This is a genomic window from Arthrobacter sp. GAS37 (assembly GCF_044908325.1).
Classification (GTDB): Bacteria; Actinomycetota; Actinomycetes; order Actinomycetales; family Micrococcaceae; genus Arthrobacter; species Arthrobacter ramosus.
The window spans coordinates 161,245-179,987 of record NZ_JBIYDB010000003.1; the positions used below are offsets into that span (position 1 = coordinate 161,245).

At 63.8% G+C, this 18,743-nt stretch carries 19 protein-coding genes; 6 read left to right on the forward strand and 13 right to left on the reverse strand.

The features are described from left to right. Positions 1-55 precede the first annotated feature (55 nt). The 4 genes from ABH924_RS04455 to ABH924_RS04470 all read right to left on the reverse strand — a co-directional run bounded on the left by ABH924_RS04455 (position 56) and on the right by ABH924_RS04470 (position 3,158). Positions 56-352 (reverse strand): hypothetical protein, encoded by a 297-nt coding sequence (locus ABH924_RS04455; protein WP_404497201.1) that lies wholly within the window; start codon positions 350-352, stop codon positions 56-58. After that, entirely contained in the window at positions 342-782 is a 441-nt protein-coding gene (gene fliS, locus ABH924_RS04460; RefSeq protein ID WP_234751449.1) for a flagellar export chaperone FliS, read from the reverse strand. The genes ABH924_RS04455 and fliS overlap by 11 nt, the downstream gene beginning before the upstream one ends. A gap of 12 nt (positions 783-794) precedes the next feature. Next, positions 795-2,174, reverse strand: coding sequence for a flagellar filament capping protein FliD (gene fliD, locus ABH924_RS04465; protein WP_404497203.1), 1,380 nt, complete (start codon positions 2,172-2,174; stop codon positions 795-797). Between the two features lie 117 nt (positions 2,175-2,291). Continuing rightward, a complete protein-coding gene (locus ABH924_RS04470) occupies positions 2,292-3,158 on the reverse strand; it encodes a flagellin (RefSeq protein WP_284982081.1) in 867 nt (288 codons plus the stop codon). 300 nt (positions 3,159-3,458) lie between these two features. Here ABH924_RS04470 and ABH924_RS04475 point away from each other — a divergent pair, with 300 nt between their 5' ends. The 5 genes from ABH924_RS04475 (at position 3,459) to ABH924_RS04495 (ending at position 8,602) form a co-directional block, all read left to right on the forward strand. Further along, on the forward strand, positions 3,459-3,959 hold the full coding sequence (locus ABH924_RS04475; RefSeq protein WP_234751446.1) for a flagellar protein FlgN: 501 nt from the start codon (positions 3,459-3,461) through the stop codon (positions 3,957-3,959). Between the two features lie 66 nt (positions 3,960-4,025). Continuing rightward, a complete protein-coding gene (gene flgK, locus ABH924_RS04480) occupies positions 4,026-5,447 on the forward strand; it encodes a flagellar hook-associated protein FlgK (protein WP_404497206.1) in 1,422 nt (473 codons plus the stop codon). A 3-nt stretch (positions 5,448-5,450) separates the two neighbouring features. Further along, complete coding sequence (gene flgL / locus ABH924_RS04485; RefSeq protein ID WP_404497207.1) at positions 5,451-6,338, forward strand: flagellar hook-associated protein FlgL; 888 nt, start codon at positions 5,451-5,453, stop codon at positions 6,336-6,338. Continuing rightward, entirely contained in the window at positions 6,335-6,718 is a 384-nt protein-coding gene (locus ABH924_RS04490) for a flagellar assembly protein FliW (RefSeq protein ID WP_404497209.1), read from the forward strand. The genes flgL and ABH924_RS04490 overlap by 4 nt, the downstream gene beginning before the upstream one ends. Before the next feature lie 318 nt (positions 6,719-7,036). Next, on the forward strand, positions 7,037-8,602 hold the full coding sequence (locus ABH924_RS04495; RefSeq protein WP_404497211.1) for an APC family permease: 1,566 nt from the start codon (positions 7,037-7,039) through the stop codon (positions 8,600-8,602). Positions 8,603-8,706: 104 nt separating this feature from the next. On the opposite strand, the gene ABH924_RS04500 is transcribed toward ABH924_RS04495, so the two are convergent. Then, the gene (locus tag ABH924_RS04500; RefSeq protein ID WP_404497213.1) at positions 8,707-9,252 is read right to left on the reverse strand and encodes a hypothetical protein; all 546 of its coding nucleotides are present in this window, start codon (positions 9,250-9,252) and stop codon (positions 8,707-8,709) included. Between the two features lie 595 nt (positions 9,253-9,847). Here ABH924_RS04500 and ABH924_RS04505 point away from each other — a divergent pair. Further along, positions 9,848-11,338, forward strand: coding sequence for a DUF222 domain-containing protein (locus tag ABH924_RS04505; RefSeq protein ID WP_404497215.1), 1,491 nt, complete (start codon positions 9,848-9,850; stop codon positions 11,336-11,338). A gap of 106 nt (positions 11,339-11,444) precedes the next feature. Here the strand turns inward: ABH924_RS04505 and ABH924_RS04510 are convergent, their stop codons facing one another. The 8 genes from ABH924_RS04510 to ABH924_RS04545 all read right to left on the reverse strand — a co-directional run bounded on the left by ABH924_RS04510 (position 11,445) and on the right by ABH924_RS04545 (position 18,593). Further along, the gene (locus ABH924_RS04510; protein ID WP_028266109.1) at positions 11,445-11,747 is read right to left on the reverse strand and encodes a DUF4193 domain-containing protein; all 303 of its coding nucleotides are present in this window, start codon (positions 11,745-11,747) and stop codon (positions 11,445-11,447) included. A 143-nt stretch (positions 11,748-11,890) separates the two neighbouring features. Further along, complete coding sequence (locus ABH924_RS04515; RefSeq protein ID WP_234751437.1) at positions 11,891-12,067, reverse strand: hypothetical protein; 177 nt, start codon at positions 12,065-12,067, stop codon at positions 11,891-11,893. A 56-nt stretch (positions 12,068-12,123) separates the two neighbouring features. Beyond that, positions 12,124-12,975 (reverse strand): DUF6454 family protein, encoded by an 852-nt coding sequence (locus tag ABH924_RS04520; protein ID WP_404497218.1) that lies wholly within the window; start codon positions 12,973-12,975, stop codon positions 12,124-12,126. Then, positions 12,956-14,503, reverse strand: a complete 1,548-nt coding sequence (locus tag ABH924_RS04525) for an inositol monophosphatase family protein (RefSeq protein ID WP_404497220.1) — start codon at positions 14,501-14,503, stop codon at positions 12,956-12,958. The genes ABH924_RS04520 and ABH924_RS04525 overlap by 20 nt, the downstream gene beginning before the upstream one ends. Next, the gene (locus ABH924_RS04530) at positions 14,500-15,561 is read right to left on the reverse strand and encodes an ABC transporter ATP-binding protein (RefSeq protein WP_404497222.1); all 1,062 of its coding nucleotides are present in this window, start codon (positions 15,559-15,561) and stop codon (positions 14,500-14,502) included. Before ABH924_RS04530 ends, ABH924_RS04525 begins: the two co-directional genes overlap by 4 nt. A gap of 49 nt (positions 15,562-15,610) precedes the next feature. Further along, positions 15,611-16,474: an ABC transporter permease gene (locus tag ABH924_RS04535; RefSeq protein ID WP_234751433.1), complete on the reverse strand. Its 864-nt coding sequence runs from the start codon at positions 16,472-16,474 to the stop codon at positions 15,611-15,613. Next, on the reverse strand, positions 16,474-17,436 hold the full coding sequence (locus tag ABH924_RS04540) for an ABC transporter permease (RefSeq protein ID WP_404497224.1): 963 nt from the start codon (positions 17,434-17,436) through the stop codon (positions 16,474-16,476). Before ABH924_RS04540 ends, ABH924_RS04535 begins: the two co-directional genes overlap by 1 nt. Beyond that, entirely contained in the window at positions 17,433-18,593 is a 1,161-nt protein-coding gene (locus ABH924_RS04545; protein ID WP_404497226.1) for an extracellular solute-binding protein, read from the reverse strand. The genes ABH924_RS04540 and ABH924_RS04545 overlap by 4 nt, the downstream gene beginning before the upstream one ends. Between the last annotated feature and the right edge of the window lie 150 nt (positions 18,594-18,743).

Consider the following 18,743-nt stretch of genomic DNA (forward strand, 5'->3'; position numbering starts at 1 on the left):
CGGCAAGCACGGGGCATCCGTTAGCCGATTAGGGGATTGTTTTCGATACTTCTCTTCAGCCCTGCACGTCGAGGAACAGCGGGCGGGCTGAACTTTGGCTGTCCGGGACGGCGTTGAGGGCGTCCAAGTGGGCGAGCGCGTCGTTGCGGACCTTGCCGAGCATGGCCATGGACTCCATTTGCGCGTCCAGGATCCGGTGTGCCCGGTCCGCCAGCTCTTCAGGAAGTGGTCCGGTCTCGGCCTCGGCGGGCGGATTCCATGGCTCGGGCTCGCCGCCGGAGACGGCCAAGGCGATGTTTGCTTCAAGCCGGTCCAGGATTCCGGACCATTCCTGAACCGGATCAGCCCACACCGAGCGTGCCGTTCGTCCTTGCCGTGCCGGATACCGTGGCCTGGACAGGCAGCTGCGACGCGGCGTCGTGCCAGCCTTGCCGGAGCGGTTCCAAGAGCACAATGCATTCCTTGGTCCGGTTGACGTCACGGTAGATGTTTGCGCCGATCATGGCTTCCATCGCGTACTGGTAGATGCTCAGCAGCCCGGATGCCCCATCCCAAACATCGGTCTTCAGGGTGGAGGACAGCTCGGTGACGATCGACTGGGCATGCAGCAGGTTTTCGCTTGCGACACCCCAGTTGGCATTCTCCTGGGCGAACTGGGCGCGGTTCAGGTCCAGGAGCAGCCGGTCATAAAGCATCGTGAGGAGCCTGGCCGGCGGGGCCGAGAGGACGGCGTCGTCGTTGTACCGGGAAAGCTGGCTGGCGCGGAGGGCTGTGGAGGTCATGCTTTACGCTCCTTACTTCGTTGAGCTCGAAAGGCCGGCAATCTGGCCTGTGAGCCATGATTGCTGGGCGTTGAGTTGGCCAAGGGCGACTTCCATGGCGTTGTACGTGGTTTGCAGGGTCTGCCGCCTGGTGGCCAGGCGCTGGTCCCAGTCCGAAATCTGGCTGCCCAGGTCAGCCACTTCGGATTGTTGCCCCTTGATCAGGGCGGTTACCGAGCCGGTGAACGGATCGGTAGCGCTGGTGGCAGCGTCGGACACCCGGGACGCAATGGTCTGGAGCGCTGCCTGCGTCCCCGCCGGATCCGAAGCCAAGGACGATTGGAGCTTGGCCGCGTCAAAGGTGAAGTTTCCATCCCTCGTGACATTGATTCCGTATTCGGAGGGAGACTTCCCGTTCACGGGCATCGACATGGCTGAGAAGACTTGGTCGTTGACCGAGCGGACACCGCTGTTGCCGCTGAAGATCCCGCCGCTGGCCGCTGAGGCGCCATTAGCGTCGGTCGTCTGGGTCACCGCGCTGTAGATGGACACGAAGCCGAGGACGTCATTGACCGCGTTCACCAAGTCCCCTGCCTTTTTGGTGATCCCTGCGGAGTCGCTCGCAATGTTCACGGTCACCGGTGCTGCGGTGACGGCGGAGGCCGTCACTGACACGCCGGGAAGCAAGTCGGTGAAGGTGTTGGTTCCGGACGCGATTGTCTGTGCCGCCGGAGTGCCTGCGTACAGGGTTGCTTTGGCATCCTGGGCGGCCTTGACGACGGCGGCGGAAGGGTCCGCCATCAGGTCGGTCGCGGTGCCCGCGCTCACCTGCGCTGCCGTGCCCTGGTAGACGCTGAAGGCTCCAGCCGCGCCTGAGGTGGTTGTGGTCAGTTGAAGGCGATAGGCTCCGTTGCCTGCCGGGACCTTCACGGCACGAGCCGGGCCGGACGCGGCGTTGATTGCCGTTACGACGTCGTCAAGAGAGGTGGATGCGGGCGTGAGCTCGGTCTGTTTTCCCGTGGAGTCGACGAGTGTCAGGGGCGCGGGGGCACCCGAGCCGTCCGTGGGCCAGCTGCTCATGGCTGCGGTGACGTCCACTTGGCTCTGGGCCAGCTGGGTGACTGTGACGTCGATGGAGCCTGCGGTCGCGGAGGTGGTCGCCGTCGCGCTGAGCGAGGGCGAACTCGTGGTGGCGCTAAACAAGTTCAAGGCGTTCACGGCTGAGTCGCCGCTCGCGAGGTCCCTCAGTGATGACAACTTCGAGTTGAGCGACTGAAGGGTCGAAATCATTGTCTGGTCTGACGCTAGCTTCGTCTTCAGTTGTGTCTGCGGTTGTGCCTCCACCGCCATGAGCGAATTAATGATGGAGGTGGTGTTCAAGCCGCTGGCGAGGCCGTCGATCGAGCTTGCCACGTTTGGTCCTTCCGGATGGGTTGGTTATGTGGGCGGGATCCGGACGCGAATGGCGGCCAAGGGGGTGTTCCCGCCCTGGCCGCCATTCGCTTATTACCGGTCTGCTACCGGAAGGTTTTAGCGCAGGAGCGAGAGAACGCCCTGGCCGGACTGGTTGGCCTGGGCCAGCATTGCGGTGCCGGCCTGGGACATGATGTTGGCCTTGGTGTACTTGACCATTTCCGAAGCCATGTCCGTGTCCGTGATGCGGGACTCGGCCGCCTGCAGGTTTTCACCGGAGACCTGGAGGGTCTTCGTGGCGTGCTCCAAACGGTTCTGGGTTGCACCCAAGTCGGCGCGCTGAGCCGAAACTGCCGCGATGGCGGTGTCAACAGCAGCGATGGTGAGCTGGGCGTTGGCGCTCGTGTCCACCTTGAAGCCTGCAGCACCTGCGGCGCCGGAGAGGCCCGTAGCGCCGGTTCCGACGGCGGTTGCGACGTCACCGAGGTTCACGGCGATCTTGTCGTTGGCGCTACCGCCGGTGCCGACCTGGATGTTCAGGGCCGCGCCGCTGTTTCCAGCCGCACCCTTGAGCAGGTCGATGCCGTTGAACTGGGTGGACTGCGTGAGACGGTCCAGTTCCTTGCCGAGCGAGTCACCTTCACCCTTGATCGCTGAGCGGGATGCGGCGTTGTTGGTGTCGTTCGAGCCCTGGACAGCGAGGTCACGCATGCGCTGGAGGATCGAGTGGACTTCAGTCAGTGCACCTTCAGTGGTCTGGATGACCGAGATGCCGTCCTGGGCGTTACGGGCGGCGACTGCCGAGCCGCTGACCTGGGACTTGAGGCCTTCCGAAATTGCCAGGCCTGCTGCGTCGTCAGCTGCACGGTTGATGCGCAGGCCGCTGGAGAGCTTCTCCATCGACTTTGACACGTCGTTCTGCGTGCGGTTGAGGTTGCCGTAAGCGTTGTTCGCCATCAGGTTTGTGTTGATTGCCATGCCCATGATGTATTCCTCCGTGATTGGGTCTGCTGGTACTCCCAGGCCGTCCGTGGCCTGTCACTTCTGGTTATCGGAACAACGGTCGCCTTTGGTTAGCAAAAAGCCGGAGGAAAATTTGCCGCGGGCCACAAGATCCACCGCGCGTCACTTGACTGGACAAAGTGAATAAATCATGCATAAACAACGCCTAACGCATTGGCCGCGGCAGCCGATAGTTGTTTTCAACGCGGCGAAGGCACAGGGGAAGTGCTTTCCCGCGGCAACGCACCCGAGAAACCAACCCGGAACTGGAGTTGACCCGACATGGCCATCCATGAACTGTCGGCCCTGCTGTGGCGAGAACGTGAGCTACTGGATCTGCTGACATTCAAGCTGGAGGAAGAGCAACTGCTCCTCACGGCGGGCAAATCCCGTTGGTTGCCGCATGGCACTCGGGAAGTGGAACAGGTCCTGGGACACCTGTCCAAGGCCGGGCTTGCAAGGGCGGTGGAAGTGGCGGCGGTGGCAGAGCAATGGGGCTTGCCTGCCGAATCTTCACTGGGCGAGCTGGCCTCGTCTGCTCCGGAAGAAGCCTGGGCTGATGTCCTGTCCTCGCACCTGAACGCGATGCAGCAGCAGACCGCCACCATCAAGGAGCTGCGTGATTCAAATGAGCAGTTCCTTCGCGCTGCCGTCCGTTCCACCCAGGAAACCATGGCGGATCTGAAGCCGGCGGCCGGGACCTACGACTCCCACGGTCGGACCGGTTCCCAGGGCAGGACCGCGGACTCAACCCCGTCCCGCCTTTTCGACCAGCAATTCTGACCGGAACACGGCCGGACAACAAAAGGCCGGACCACCAAGGGCCCGGATCACCCAAAGGACAAAGCAGTGAGCACATTCGGCGGACTCAATACGGCCTACCTGGGCCTCACCGCGGCGCAGCAAGGCATCAACGTTGCCGGACAGAACATCGCCAACGCCGGCACTGACGGGTACACCAGGCAGCGGATCGAGCAATCGGCCGTCGGCGCACCCGCGCGCACGGGCCTCTTCGCAACGGGCGCCCAAGCCGGTCAAGGCGTGTCGGTGGACGGGATCGCCCGCCTGGGCAACAGCTTCCTCGATGCCGGGGTGCGCTCCGGCGCCGCCCAGGCCGGTTACGCCGGCTATCGCTCCACCGAACTCCAGCAACTCGAAGGCTCGCTGAACGAGCCCGGGCCCGCCGGAATATCGACGGCGCTGCAGACTTTCTGGTCCTCCTGGCAGGGAGTCTCCAACCACCCGGGCGAAGCAGCCCCGGCCGGCGTGCTGCTGCAAGCCGGTACCACCCTCGCCAATACCGTGTCGGCTGGCTACAAGGCCTTGGATTCACAGTGGACGCGGATTCGCGGAGAAGCCCAAAGCACCGTCGCCACCCTGAACGATGCCGCAGCCCGGGTGGCCGGTTTCAACGCAACGATCCGTTCCGTCACAGCCTCGGGCGGCTCCGCCAATGAGATCATCGACGCCCGCAACAAGGTGACTGAAACCATCGCCTCCCTCGCGGGTGGAACCGTCCGGGACAACGCCGACGGCACGGTGGATGTCTTCGTCGGCGGCAACGCCATCGTCTCGGGTACTTCCCACCGCGACCTCACTTTGAGCGGCCAGGCAAGCATGGGCGCGCCGGGCTCAGCGGTGCACTTGGAATGGGCCGATCGCCCCGGTGTGGCGGTTCCTCTCGACGGCGGAAAGCTCGCCGGCGCGGTCTCCCTCCTTGCCCCCGCCGCGGCGGGAGGCGCGGGAGGCGCCATCTCCGAGGCCGCCGCTTCCTACAACGCGTTCGCCACCACACTCATGAACGACGTCAATGCCGCGCACCGCACCGGGCTGTCCACCACCGGTGCCTCAAACCTCGATTTCTTCGCGACCACCCCTGGTGCCCCGGCAGCCTTGTCACTCACCGTTGTCCCGACGAGCGCCGCAGGAATCGCGACCGGCAGCCCCGGCTCCGGCGCCCTCGACGGCAAGATCGCGGACGCGGTTGCCCAAATCGGCACCGGGCAAGGATCCCCTGACGCCTTGTGGTCCGGAATCGTCACAGGAATCGGCACGGCGTCCCAATCGGCACAGCAGCACCAGCAGCTCGCCGACGCGGCGAGCACTGCCGCCGTCGGGCAGCGTTCCTCCGGGGCGTCCGTCAGCCTCGACGAGGAGAACATCAGCCTCCTGAGCAACCAGCACGCTTACCAAGCGGCTGCCCGGGCCATGACCGCCGTGGATGAAGCCCTCGACGTCCTGATCAACCACACCGGATTGGTGGGAAGGTAAGCCATGCTGAACCGTGTCACGAACCAAACGATGTCCGCGGCCGCGCAGTTTAACCTGCAGGCCGGGCAGGCCAAGCTCGCCGCGCTGCAGGACAAGGCCAGCAACCTCAAGAACATCACCAGGCCCTCGGACGATCCCGCAGCCACGGCGAACCTGCTCGCTACGAAAAGCCAGCTCAGCGCCGCCGGACAGTATTCGAACAACATCAACGATGGCAATGGCTGGCTGACGACCGCGGACGCGGCCCTCGGTCAAGCCACCAACATACTCAACCGGGTCCGGGACCTCACGGTCCAGGCTTCCAACGGTTCCCTGAACAACACCGCCAAGGAGGCGATCGCCGTCGAAATCGAAGGCCTCAACAAGGACCTCCTCGCCCAGGCAAACACGCAGTACCTGGGTCGCAACGTCTTCGCTGGAAGTTCCGATTCCGCTGGCGCATTCAGCAGCGCCGCGCCGCCTGCGTACAACGGAACACCGGGCGGGACAGTAGAACGGCGGATTGACGCAACGCAGACGATGCGGGTAGACGCCGACGGCGGTGCGATCTTCGGTGACGGCGCCGGCTCGGTTTTCGCTTTGGTGAGCAACGTCGTCGCGGATATCCGCTCCGGTGCGGATGTCAGCAGCCGTTTGACGGCGATCGGTGACAAGATCAAGTCGGTCGTCAACGGACGCGCGGACGTCGGTGCCAGGCAGACCAAACTCATGCGCGCCCAGGATTCCGTCGATGGACTGAAGGCGTCGCTCGACGCACAGCGCTCCGGAATTGAAGACGCAGACATCGGAAAGGTCGTCATGGACTTGAAGCTGCAGGAGACCAACTACCAGGTTGCCCTCGCGGTCACCGCCAAGACACTCCAGCCCACGCTCATGGATTTCCTCAAATGAGCACGGCACAGGCTTCCCGGGAGTTGAGCTTCACCGCGCCCATGCCGGGGCTTGAAGCTTCTGACTTCGCTTTGCGGGGAATCGACGGCGCCCCCGGACTCTACGCGATGGAGTCGGCCAGCCCGCGCATCCGGATGTTCCTGGCCGAGGCCGCCGTTTACGTTCCGGACTACGCGCCCGCCATCCCCCGCTCGACGTTGGAGGATCTCGGGCTGGACCGGGCTGAGCTGGTAACCACCCTGGTGGTGGTCAACCCGACTCCGGAAAAGACCACGGTCAATCTCGCGGCCCCCATCGTGCTAAACCCGGAAACCGGACGCTGCACGCAGCTTCTCCTTGACAGCAAGGAATACCCCCTCCGGGCCGAGCTGAGCGCCTAAGCAGCACCCGCCCCCTTTTGTTGAAACCCGACGCCCGCTCACTTTTGGACCGTTTCCGGCAGACGCTCGCTCACTTTTGCACCGTTTCCGGCAGACGCTCGCTCACTTTTGGGCCGTTTCCGGCAGACGCTCGCTCAGATGATCCACCCCGAACCAAAATTGTTTGGCAATAACACTTGCGCCAAGGCTTCTCCGCGTCCATACTAAATGAACGTCATTCATTTAGTGACTCCCGTCTCACTAGAGAACAATCTGCATGACCGGATGCCCCGGCATCACACAGCGACACCTCTCGGCCATCTAGAAAGAGCCAAGCACATGACTCAAATAACCCGCCCAAGCGCAAGGAAAACCGTGGAGGCCCACGATCCCGCCGGCACCGAACACGGCATCAGCGGCAAAGGACTCAAGACGGGGCAGCTGGGGCTCCTCGCCGTCGTCGTCCTTGGTATTTCCTCCGTGGCACCCGCCTACAGCCTGACCAGCTCACTGGGCCCGGCGGTCAACGCGGTGGGCCTGCAACTGCCTGCGATCTTCATCGTCGCTTTCATCCCGATGATCCTCGTGGCGTTCGCTTACCGCGAGCTCAATGCAGATTCTCCCGACAGCGGCACCACCTTCACGTGGGCCACCAAGGCCTTCGGCCCGTTCATCGGCTGGATGGGCGGCTGGGGGCTGCTGGCCGCGAACATCATCGTCCTCTCCAACCTGGCAGGCGTCGCGGTGGACTTCTTCTACCTCTTCCTCGCCCAGGTTTTCGGCAATCCCGATCTTGCCGACCTCACCTCCAACAAGCCCTTGAACATCGCCACATGCCTGGCCTTCGTGGCACTGGCCGTCTGGGTCAGCTACCGGGGCCTGCACGCCACCAAACTCGTGCAGTACGCCATGGTGGGATTCCAGGTAGTGGTCTTGGGCGTGTTCATCGTCATGGCCCTCACCCACGCCTCCTCCGGCGACACCCCCACCGCCATCGCCTTCAGCTGGGACTGGTTCGACCCCACGAAGATCAGCAGCTTCGAGCAGTTCGCTGCCGGCATGTCCCTGGCGGTCTTCGTCTACTGGGGCTGGGACGTCTGCCTGACGGTCAATGAAGAGACCAAGGGCGGCAAGGGTACTGCCGGCAAAGCTGGAACCACCACGGCCATCGCCGTCCTGGGACTCTACGTCGCAGTGATCGTCGCAACGATGATGGTCGCAGGCGTTGGCGGCGACGGCATCGGCCTCAACAACCCGGACAACCAGTCCAATATCTTCGCCGCTTTGGCTTCCCCCGTGATGGGCCCCTTGGCCATCCTGATGTCTTTGGCCGTACTCGCGGGCACAGCGTCGTCCCTGCAGTCCACCATGGCCTCCCCCGCCCGAAGCCTGCTCGCCATGGGTCACTACGGCGCCCTTCCGCAGAAGTTCTCCACCGTGAGCAAGCGCTTCGGTTCTCCAGGCTATGCAACCATCATGGCCGGGGCTATCTCCGGCGGGTTCTACGCCATCATGAAGGTGGTCAGCGAGAACGTCCTCAACGACACCATCCTGGCCCTGGGCTTGATGATCTGCTTCTACTACGGAATGACCGCTTTTGCCTGCGCTTGGTACTTCCGGCACAGCGTGTTCAGCAGCGTCCGCAATTTCTTCATGCGCCTGCTCTTCCCGGTGATCGGTGGCGTCGTTCTGACCCTCGTCTTCATCCAGACGGCGGTGGACAGCTGGTCTCCGTCCTTCGGCAGCGGTTCCGAGATCTTCGGTGTCGGCCTCGTGTTCATCATCGGCATCGGCATCCTGGCGCTCGGAGCGGTGGTCATGGTGGTCATGGCCCGCGTTCGGCCCGGCTTCTTCCGCGGCGAAACCCTCCGCAAGGATACGCCTGCCCTCGTGGTACCCGAGTAACCCGAGTACCTGAGTAGCCTCTAGTACGGCAGAAGCCCTGTTCCGGAATCACCCGGAGCAGGGCTTTTGTTGTGTGTCGGTTGGCCTGCGTTCCCGCGGGCCGCTCACCACATGTGGGCGACGTCGATCACCAGGCGCGTTCCCGTTCCCGGACCAGCCAACGTGAAGACCCTGAAGGGGAGCCGGGCGCGAAGACCCAGGCCAAGGCTGGTGTATCCCTCGAAGCTGCCAGCGAAGGCCACTTGCCGGAAGGTCTTGTAGTCCGTGACGTTCGTCAGCTCGTTCTTGTCAGCCGGGTTGTATGTGGCATTTCCGGCGGAGTTGTACGCGGGGGCGTTGACCGTGACTTGCAGGAACGCATTGCCCCTCAGCTCGACGGGAAGTCCCGAGCCGTCGTGCGGTACTTGTGGAACGTAGCGGATTGAATAGCCGGCAACGGCGCCGTTCAGGTCGATCACCAGGCGGTCAAAGCAGGGTTGCTGGCCCGTCCTGACATTGACCACTTGTGCCTGGGTCAGCGCGGGGTTGGACTTCGCCAACGATCCCCAGACGATCCCGCAATAAGGGGCTGCGGACGCTGGCCCTGGAGCCACGAGACCAAGACCGGCGGCCACTACAAATGCCGCCAACCACGCATGAAACTTTCTCACTTGGGCCCATCCCCTTGAGTGCTTGAGCGATCCGATACTTCAAGCGTAGGAGCGTCGGGGCCCTTTCAGGAGCTTCGTATCCGCTTCGGCGCCCAACTGTTAGCGGACCCAGCTAAGGGTCACGGGGACGTGATTCAGGGGCCTGGTTTCCTCGGTTTTCCGGGGTTTCGGGGTGGTTTCTCGCCTCAGTTCGTTATCAGGGATAACGACGCCGGAGCGGTGGCTTCGAGCCAAGCGGCTGTTCAATCGGCGTCTTCGTCGGCCGGTGTGGCCGCGGACCAGGGGTCGACGGCACTGTCGAGACGATGACGCAACTATGATTCGCCGAAGACGACGACTCATGAGGAGCACCCGCCGGTCGCCCCCCGGACGATACAGGGCGCCGGCCCCGGACGAAACAGGCCGCCGGCCCCGGGGCTGGGCGAGCGACGTGCCAACGCGGTTCGGAGTCTTGGCTTCGGCCTAGGTTCCGCCGGGTCGACTGCTCCCTACTGATGGCCAGTCCTGTGCAGTTCTTCAAATTTTTTCTAAGTTCTTTCGATTGGACGGGTCATTTCGGCCTAATAATGTCGTAGGTCCCTGAAATGCTTGGTTTATGGCCGGCATTCGGGGAACACAGCTGATCGGAGCGGGCGCGCCAGTCGGCGGCGCGGACCCGGATGCTGCCCCCGGTGTCGGCGTCCCGCGCGTCCGGGTGCGGGACCTGATCGATGTCGTGACGTCGCTTCGCCCAGGCCTCACGAACGGCGCGGCACCGGCCGAATTGATTGACCAGTTGCGTGCCCTGGAGGATCTGAAGTCCGCGTCCGCGGCCGCGCAGGCGAGGATCGCCGTCGCGTTCGATGCCGCCCAGCGCAGCGCCGAGAAAGAGCTGGGCGTCCCCGCTGAGGAGCAGGGACGCGGCGTCGGAGCCCAAATCGCGTTGGCCCGGCGGGAGTCTCCCGCCCGCGGATCCCGGCTCCACGGACTCGCCAAAGCCCTCGTGGCCGAAATGCCGCACACCCTCGCCGCCCTCGACACCGGACAGCTGAACGAATGGCGCGCCACGCTGCTGGTGAAGGAAACTGCCTGCCTGTCCGCCGAAGACCGCTGCGCCGTGGACGAGGAACTCGCCGCCGACACGGGGACCTTCGACGGTGCCGGCGACCGGGCCATTATCGCCGCGGCTAGGACCGCGGCCTACCGGCGGGACCCGCGCTCCGTCACGCAGCGCGCCAGCCACGCCGCCACCGAACGGCACGTCAGCCTGCGCCCGGCACCGGACACCATGACCTACCTCACCGCCCTCCTCCCGGTTGCCCAGGGCGTGGCCGTGCACGCGGCCCTGTCCCGGCACGCCGACACCCTCCGCTCCTCCGGGGAGACCCGGTCCCGGGGACAGATCATGGCAGACGCCCTGGTCGAACGCATCACCGGCACCCCAGGCGGGATCAGCGGGGTGGAAGTCCAGCTCGTCATGACCGACCGGACCCTGTTCCAGGGCGATGCCGAACCGGCACGCCTGCCCGGCTACGGCATCGTCCCCGCCGCCTGGGCACGGGCAATCCTCACCGGGAACAAGGGCCACGCCGAACCCGGGCAACCCGGCCAGTCTGGGCCGGACCAAGCCTTCAAAGTCTGGCTCCGGCGCCTCTTCACCGCCCCCGGATCCGGGGAGCTTGTCGCCGCCGATTCGAAGGCGCGGCTTTTTCCGGCAGGCATGCGGCGATTCATCCAGGCCCGCGACGACACCTGCCGCACCCCCTACTGCGATGCACCGATCCGGCACTTCGATCATGTCGTCCCCTGGCACGACGGCGGCACCACCAGCCTCAGTAACGGGGCCGGCATGTGCGAAGCCTGCAACCACACCAAAGAACTCACCGGTTGGAGAGCAAAAACCAGCCCCGGGACACGGCACGTCGTCGAAATCCGCACCCCCACCGGACACCACTACCGCTCCACAGCCCCGCCCCTACCCGGTACCGGGATACAAGGCACAGACCCACCCGATACCGCCCCGCATTCCAGGCGCCACCGACGCAAGCTACGACACCACGCCAAGGCCCTCAAATACGCCCGCGCCACAGAACTCCAAGCCGCCTGAGGGGCCGCGCTGCAGGCACGTCGGTACCGCAGGCATGCAAAAGCCCCTCCCGGCTGGTTTGGCGTTGCTGGTTTCCAGTCGGGCGGGGCTGCTTTGCGTGCGGGGTTTAGCCTTCGCAGTCGCGGCAGTACTTGAGGCCGTTCTTTTCCAGTGCGATCTGCGACCGGTGACGGACCAGGAAGCACGATGAACACGTAAATTCATCGGACTGCTCCGGGACAACGATGACGGTCAGTTCTTCGCCGGACAGATCGGCGCCCGGAAGGTCGATGCCCTCGGCTGTGTCGTTCTCGTCGACATCGATGACAGCAGTCTGGGCACCGGAGCCGCGCGATGCCTGAAGGGCCTCGAGCGATTCGGCGGGAGACTCTTCTTCGGTCTTGCGTGGGGCGTCGTAATCGGTAGCCATTGTTGTGGTTCACTTTCGTTGCTGCATAGTGCCATTTCAGGCACCTCAGTGAAGCAGTTTAGGGCATAGTACACGCCATCAACGAATAGTGTGTTCAACAAGACATTTGGCCACTCAAAAACCCCGGAATCCCGGGGTTTGCGCTACTCCGCGGCCCGGATTTTCCGCGCCTGGGCGTCGGCGATAGCCACCCCGCTGAGGGCCGGGAGCCAACCGTAGCGGGTGGTTTCAGTAGCTCCGGAAGCCCCCAGCTCGGCGGCGTCGTAGAAGTAGGCAGCTTCGATCCAGGCACTTATCTTGGACATGATGGATACGATCATGCGGCCACGCTATCGAGGCCCCGTTCAGGACCGGTTTCCGGTCTGTCACGGCTGTGTTAAATGATCCTGTAGCTCAGTATCCGTGTACCGCCGTCGTCGTCCCCGTCATCCGGCGCCGCGTGAATCAGCAGTCCGGATTCATCCGCGGTGACCGCGACAGGATTGCGTGTGATGACGTGACCGGCACCGCTGAACACACTGATAGGCGCCTCCCACGTGATCCTTTGCCGCAGCGGTTCCACCAGGGCCAGGCCCCCGAGTTCGAGGGTGGTGCCATCGGCCTGCGGTAACAGGGAAATCCCGCTGCACAGCAGCAGTCCCGGACCCAGGAGCTGGGCATCCTGGTAGTCGACGAAGTGGCCGGGGTTCTCCCATTCGTCCACCAGGCGACCTTCCGTATCCCAGGTGTAGAGCTGCCGGGAACCCCAGCTTCCGCCGAACACCAGGTCCAGTCCTGGGTCGCGGAGAATCCAGCCGATGTGGTCGTCCACGCGGAACCGCTCACGGACCTCGAAGGTGTCCGGATCGATCGTATAGACGATGCTTCTGCTCCCGGCCCGGTACTCAGCGACAGACACCCACACGTGGTGGCCGTCGAAATCAATCCCACCCGGGTGGTAGACGGTGTCCTCGCCCAGGTGGATATCGCGGATCAATTCGCCGCCGGCCTCGAGGACGAACACGTGCCCGGTCCCCCGCCCGGGAGTGCGCAGCGCCGGATCCGCCGCAGGGCGCGGCGCTTCGTGGATCTCAACGGACGACAAGAACGTCAGCCCCTTGGCGAAGGCCATGCCCTGCGGGTGGTGGGTCGGAAAGTCGAGGCGGATCTCATCAACCAGTTCGAAGCGGCTTCGCCGGTCAAGAGCGGAGACAGCGTCGGCGAGGCGCTCAATTGCCGGCGTCGGCATGTGCCTGGCTCCACAGTTCGTAAAGCTCGGCCGAGTATTCCGGACGGACCGCAAGGATCCCGCCCTGTTCCGGGAACGTGTCCATCTCGCCTTCGGAATTGAGGACGATGCCTCCGGCCTCTTGAACAACGAGCGTCGCGGCCAGGTGGTCGATCGGGCTGAAGCTCCCAATGATGGCCCCCGCACCACGCCCGGCAGCTACGCCAACCACCGTCATGGTGGCTGACCCCATGATCCGCATGATGCTGTGCCGTTCGCCGAGCTCGGCGAGCAGTTCCAGCATTCCGGGCCACGGCAAGTGCCCCGCGAGTTCGGTCGCCACCACGGTTCCGGCCAGGGCCGCCGTCGAAACTCCCGCAGGAGCCAGCGATAGCGGCGTTCCGTTCAGCCAGGCACCATGACCGGCCCACCCCTCGAAAATCTCGCCACGCCAGGGATCTGCGACGACGGCCACCGCGGGCTTGCGGTCCACCGCCAAGGCAAGCGAGAACGCGGTCCAGGGAATGTGGTTCACGTAGTTGGTGGTTCCATCGACGGGATCAAGGTACCAACACGGTGCGCCTGGCACTGCGACTCCGCCCATTTCCTCGCCCACCACCGTGTGGCCGGGAAGGCGGGCGGCAATCACTTCGCGGACATGGCGCTCGACGGCGACATCGACTTCCGTGACCAGATCAGCGGGGTGCGCCTTGGTCGAGACCTGGCCGCGATCGGCGTCGCGCATGTACCCGACGGCCCATTCGGCCAGCTCCAACGCGACTTTCCGGGACTCAAGAACTTCGTCTCCGGCCAGTCCTCCGGGAGCCTGGGCCGAAGCCCATGCCTGCGGGTCTTCCGCGATGGCGCTTTGCAGCAGGTCCAGTTGGTTGCTCGTGATCGAATCCACGCCGAGTCCCAAGGCCCATCGCATGGATTCCAAGTCGTCCACGGTCCAGCATGCAACTTTGGCTCCCGCGGCGTGGATCTGTTCGACCATGTGCTTGCTAAGAACCACGTGCTCGGAATTGACGAACTCGGGCTTCAGCTCGGCCAGCAGCTCTTCCGGCGGGGCGGTCCTCTTGCTCCAGGGCAGCCAAATCCGGGCGTCCTGGTCGAGGGCGCGGATGATCCGCATTCCGTCCAGGTTCCCGCACCAGGCCACTTCGATGCCGCTTTCGCGCACGACGGCGGCAGTCGCCCCCGCGGGGCCGGGCTCGTCCATGTCGATGAGCAAGGTTGACCGGCGGCCGCGGAAAAGCTCTAGGGCTTCGGAAAGCAGGGGAATCCGCTCCTCGCCGGCGCCCAGTTGCCTGATTCGGTCATAGCCGACGTCTGCAGCGTCCGCGTCGAGGCTCCAGATCCTGAGCAGCGAGGCATCATGGAGCAGGATCACCTGCCCGTCCTTGGTCACCCGGACGTCCACTTCCACGAGGTCCGCACCCGCCTCGATGGCTGAGGCGATGGCGGGCAGCGTGTTCTCAAGGTGTTTGCTGGAGTCGCCCCGATGGGCCGTGGCGCGGGTCCTTTTGGTGTCAATGGTGTTGCTCAATGTGCGGCACCTGCCTCTGCCACGAGGCGTCCGTCCCGGAAGGTCATAGCCTTGCGGATCCCGGCATATGTCTGTTGGCCTGGCTGCATGAGCTCGCCGCTGACGAAGCTGCGGAGCTGGGCGTCGGCCCTGCGCACGTATACTTCCTGGAAGTGTCCGCGTGGGACGACCCTCTCGACGGTCGCCGGGACCGCATCTGCGAAGGGCGCGTCTGCCAGGATGACGTCCTCGGGTCGGATCCCGAGAATGTCCGGGCCCTCGGTGATGAGTCCGTTGTTGAGCGAACCCTCGAGGCGGTTCATGCTGCCGATGAAGGTGGCTACAAACTCGGTTTCCGGGCGGGCATAGAGCGTTTCCGGGGTACTGTATTGCTCGATCCGGCCCGCATTCATGACGGCGATCCGGTCTGACATGGACATCGCTTCTTCCTGGTCATGGGTGACGATGACCGTGGTGATGCCCAGTTCCTGCTGGATCTTGCGGATGTCTTCACGTACTTTGACACGCAGTTTCGCGTCCAGGTTGCTCAAGGGTTCGTCGAGGAGCAAGAGCTTCGGCTCCTGGACCAGTGCCCTGGCCAAAGCCACGCGTTGCTGCTCGCCGCCGGAAATGCGGGCGGGCTTGGAATCCTTGTGGTGCAAAAGGCTGACCAACTCCAGGACGGCTTCCACCCTGTCCTTGATCTCGGCCTTGGACATCTTGCGGAGCTTCAGCGGGAAGCCGACGTTCTTGGCCACGGTCATGTGGGGCCATAGCGCGTAGTTCTGGAACACCATCGCGCTCGGGCGGTTCTCGGCGCCCAAGTGGGAGACTTCCTGGCCCTCCACCTCGATGGAGCCGGAGTCCGGCTCGAGGAAGCCGGCGATCATGCGCAGCGTCGTTGTCTTGCCGCAGCCGGAGGGCCCCAGCAAGGACACCAGTTCGCCTTCCTTTACCGACAGATCGAGGTTGTCGATGATTGTGCGGCCGCCGAGGATCTTGTGGAGGCCGCGGATGGTCAGGCCGCCGTCCGACGCCGGAGTTCCCGGCTTTGTGGTGCTGGCAGGTGGTTCAGTCAATGGTTCATGAATTGTCATGGGTTCTCTGTCTGACGTTGGGCGCGGGGCGCTATTTAATCTGGAAGCCTTCGGCGAGCTGGCCGCCGAGGATGTGCTTGTGCGCCGCGAGCATGAGGGCCACGGAGGGGATGGCCAGCAGGATGGAGAAGACGGCAGCCACCTGGGTGGGGTAGTTCAGCACGAGGCTGTACATCTGGGTGGGCATGGTCATGAAGGCCGGCGCACCCACCAAGTACGTTCCTTGTGCTTCGTCGAAGGACGCCAGGAAGGACATCACGGCCGCGACGATAATCCCGGGCAGCGCCATGGGGAGCGTCACGGAGGCGAACACGCGCAATTTGGAGGCTCCGGCGTCGCGGGCTGCTTCCTCCAGGTTTCGCGGCACGGCAGCGAACGCCGCCGCCGGGATCCACGTCATGAAGACCACCGTGCCCAATACGTGCACCACGAGGATTCCCAAAATGGTGTTCATCAAATTCAAGGCGTAGAAGAGCGCCGCAAGGGTGACGAACAAGCCCATCTTGGGAAAGGCGTTGGTAGCGAACAGGCTGATCAGGAAGAAGCGGCGTCCGGGAAAATCAAAGCGGGCGAAGGCGTAAGCCGCGGGCAAACAAATGATCGCAGACACCAGGACCGTCAGCGGGGCGAAGAACAAGGAGTTCTGGACCGCGATGCCGAGCGCGCCGTCGTTGACGACAACCTGCCACCAGCGCAAAGTCCAGTCATCGGGAAGGAGGTTGGGGAAAGTCCAGTTACCGGCGAAGGCGCGGACACCGAGCCACAGCAGGGGTCCCAGGATGAAAACGACCATGAGCACCACGAACAGGCCCACCAGCGCACGGCGGACAATCGAGTCCAACGTGAGGGGCCGGCGGGTGCGGGAAGCAACGGGCGATCCGGTAGAGATAGCCATCAGACTTTCCCCTGTTCCTTGGCGGAACGGAAGTTGGCCCACACGTAGAGCGCGGCGATTCCGGAGGCAATCAGGAAGACGGTGAAGGCCATGACGGCGGACTGCTGGGGCTGGTTGAAGGCAGAGAAGTAGTTGGACATGTCCACTCCGAGCATGTTCGGTGAATTGGGCCCGGTGAAGTACGGGACCGTGAACGAGCCAACAATTCCGATGGCCGTAAACGTCGTCGCGATAATGATGGGAACGGCCGCCATGGGAACGATCACTGAGACGATCGTGCGCAAGGAGCCGGCACCGGCGTCGCGCGCTGCTTCGATCATGGCGTTCGGCACGGACTGCAGCCCGGAGGAGACCATGAGCACAGCGAAGGGCAGCGACGTCCAGACGGAGCCGATGATGACCGTGACCATGGTGAAGGCCCACACGGGGAAGTCAAGCCCGAAGAGAGCGAAGACGCTCCGAAGGAAGCCCGTGCCGGAGTAGAAGGTCAGGATTGCCCACGAGGCGATGACCACCGGGATGAAGAGCGGCACGATCGCCAGTCCGGAGAGGAGGCGGGCCATTCGACCACCCTTGAGCTTGAGATAGAGGCCAATGCCCAGGGCCAGGAAGATGACCGTTGCCGTGCTCACCAGCGTCACAATGACCGTGACCAGAAGGTCCCCGAGGAAACGCTTGTTGGTGAACATCTCCTGGTACGCGGCCAGCGTTCCCCACCAGGCGTCTGCCTCGTGCACGTTCTGGCCAATGGTGGCGATGGTGTGGTTCAACCCGCCGGTCAGGCCGATGCTGAAGCCGAAGGCGAGAACGATCGGGAAGCCGACGAAGAGTGCGATCAACAGGATCGGCGGGAGGGCCATGAAGAACCCGACGGCGCGCTGGCCCAGTCGCTTGGGGCGCGTGGCACCAGCCGGCGGAACTGCTTGTTGCAGTTCCGCCGGCTTTTGAAGCGTGGTTGTCACTGGCCGGGAACCTTCTGGTCCCAGAGGTTGTTCAGGTCTTTGCCCATCTGGTCGAAGTAGCCCTTGCGCAGGTTGTTGGTGTCTGCGTCCTTGAACTTGTCCTTCACATCAGCCGGCAGTTTGTCGAGGCTGATGGCCGGGAAACCGGACATTTCCTTGATGATCATGGTCTGCGCGTCCGGCGAGAGGACGAAGTTGGCAAGCTTCAGCGCCGCTTCCTGGCGGGGCGAGGACTTGGGAATGCCGAGGTAGGCGGCACCGCCCGTGAAGGACGGGTTGCTGATCTGGGTGGCCTTCACGGTGGACGGGATCTGGCCGTTGGTCAAGCCGGTGATGAACTGGTCAGACCACACCGGAGCCATGGAGATCTGTCCCTTGGCGAGCAGATCAAGGGTCTGCTGGTTGCCGTTGGGGTAGACGCCGCTCTGGAAGACGGACGAGTTGAGGTCTTTCAATGTCGCGAAGCCCTGGTCCCAGTACTTCTCAAGGTCCTTCTCGTAGCCCACCGTCATCTTGGCGCGGGCGTCGGCAGGGACGAACTTGTCCAGAACGGTGGCAACGAATGCACCGCCGGACCCTCCCGACTTAGGCGAGTTGTAGGTGAACTTGCCCGGGTTTGCCTTGATCCAAGCGAGCAGTTCGTCAAGGGTCTTCGGCGGAGTGGCAACTGTCTTGGTGTCATATGCCAGGAGCACCGCGGAGCCGCGGTACGGGATGCCACCGGTGCCGCCGGCCTTGATGACGTCCTGCGGGACATCGTTCAGGGCGGAAATCGTTTGCGAGCTCACGGAGGTCAGCAGATTGGCTGCGGAGGCCTTGGAGACAAAACCGCCATCGACGAGGTCGAAATCAGGTTCCTTGTTCTGCTCCGTGGCGCTGGTCAGTTTCGCCAGGGTCTGGGCATCGTGCTCGCCGTGCAGATCGAGGGTGACCTTAACGTTGTAGCCGGGGTTGGCCTTCTCGAAGGCGGGAACGAGGCTCTTCTCCCACAGGTTCTGGACGTTCGTGTCCCCGCTGATGAACACGGTGATCGTCTTGTCCGGGGATGCGCTGGCGCCATTGTTCTGGGCCGAAGCGGTGCTGCTTTGCGCGCAGCCGGTCACAGCGGTGGCTGCAACAACGGCGACGGCGGCCGCTGCTAGAAAGCGGTTGGTCATGGTGTTCCTTCATCTTGAACCGGAAAGTCCCCCAAGGGCAGGAACTACCATCCAAGGGCAAGGTGAAGGAGTGGGTCATGGCCCATGAATCCGGGGTTAACCGGAGGCAGAATTAACGCAAATATGTCAGGACATGCGAACAACAGTACG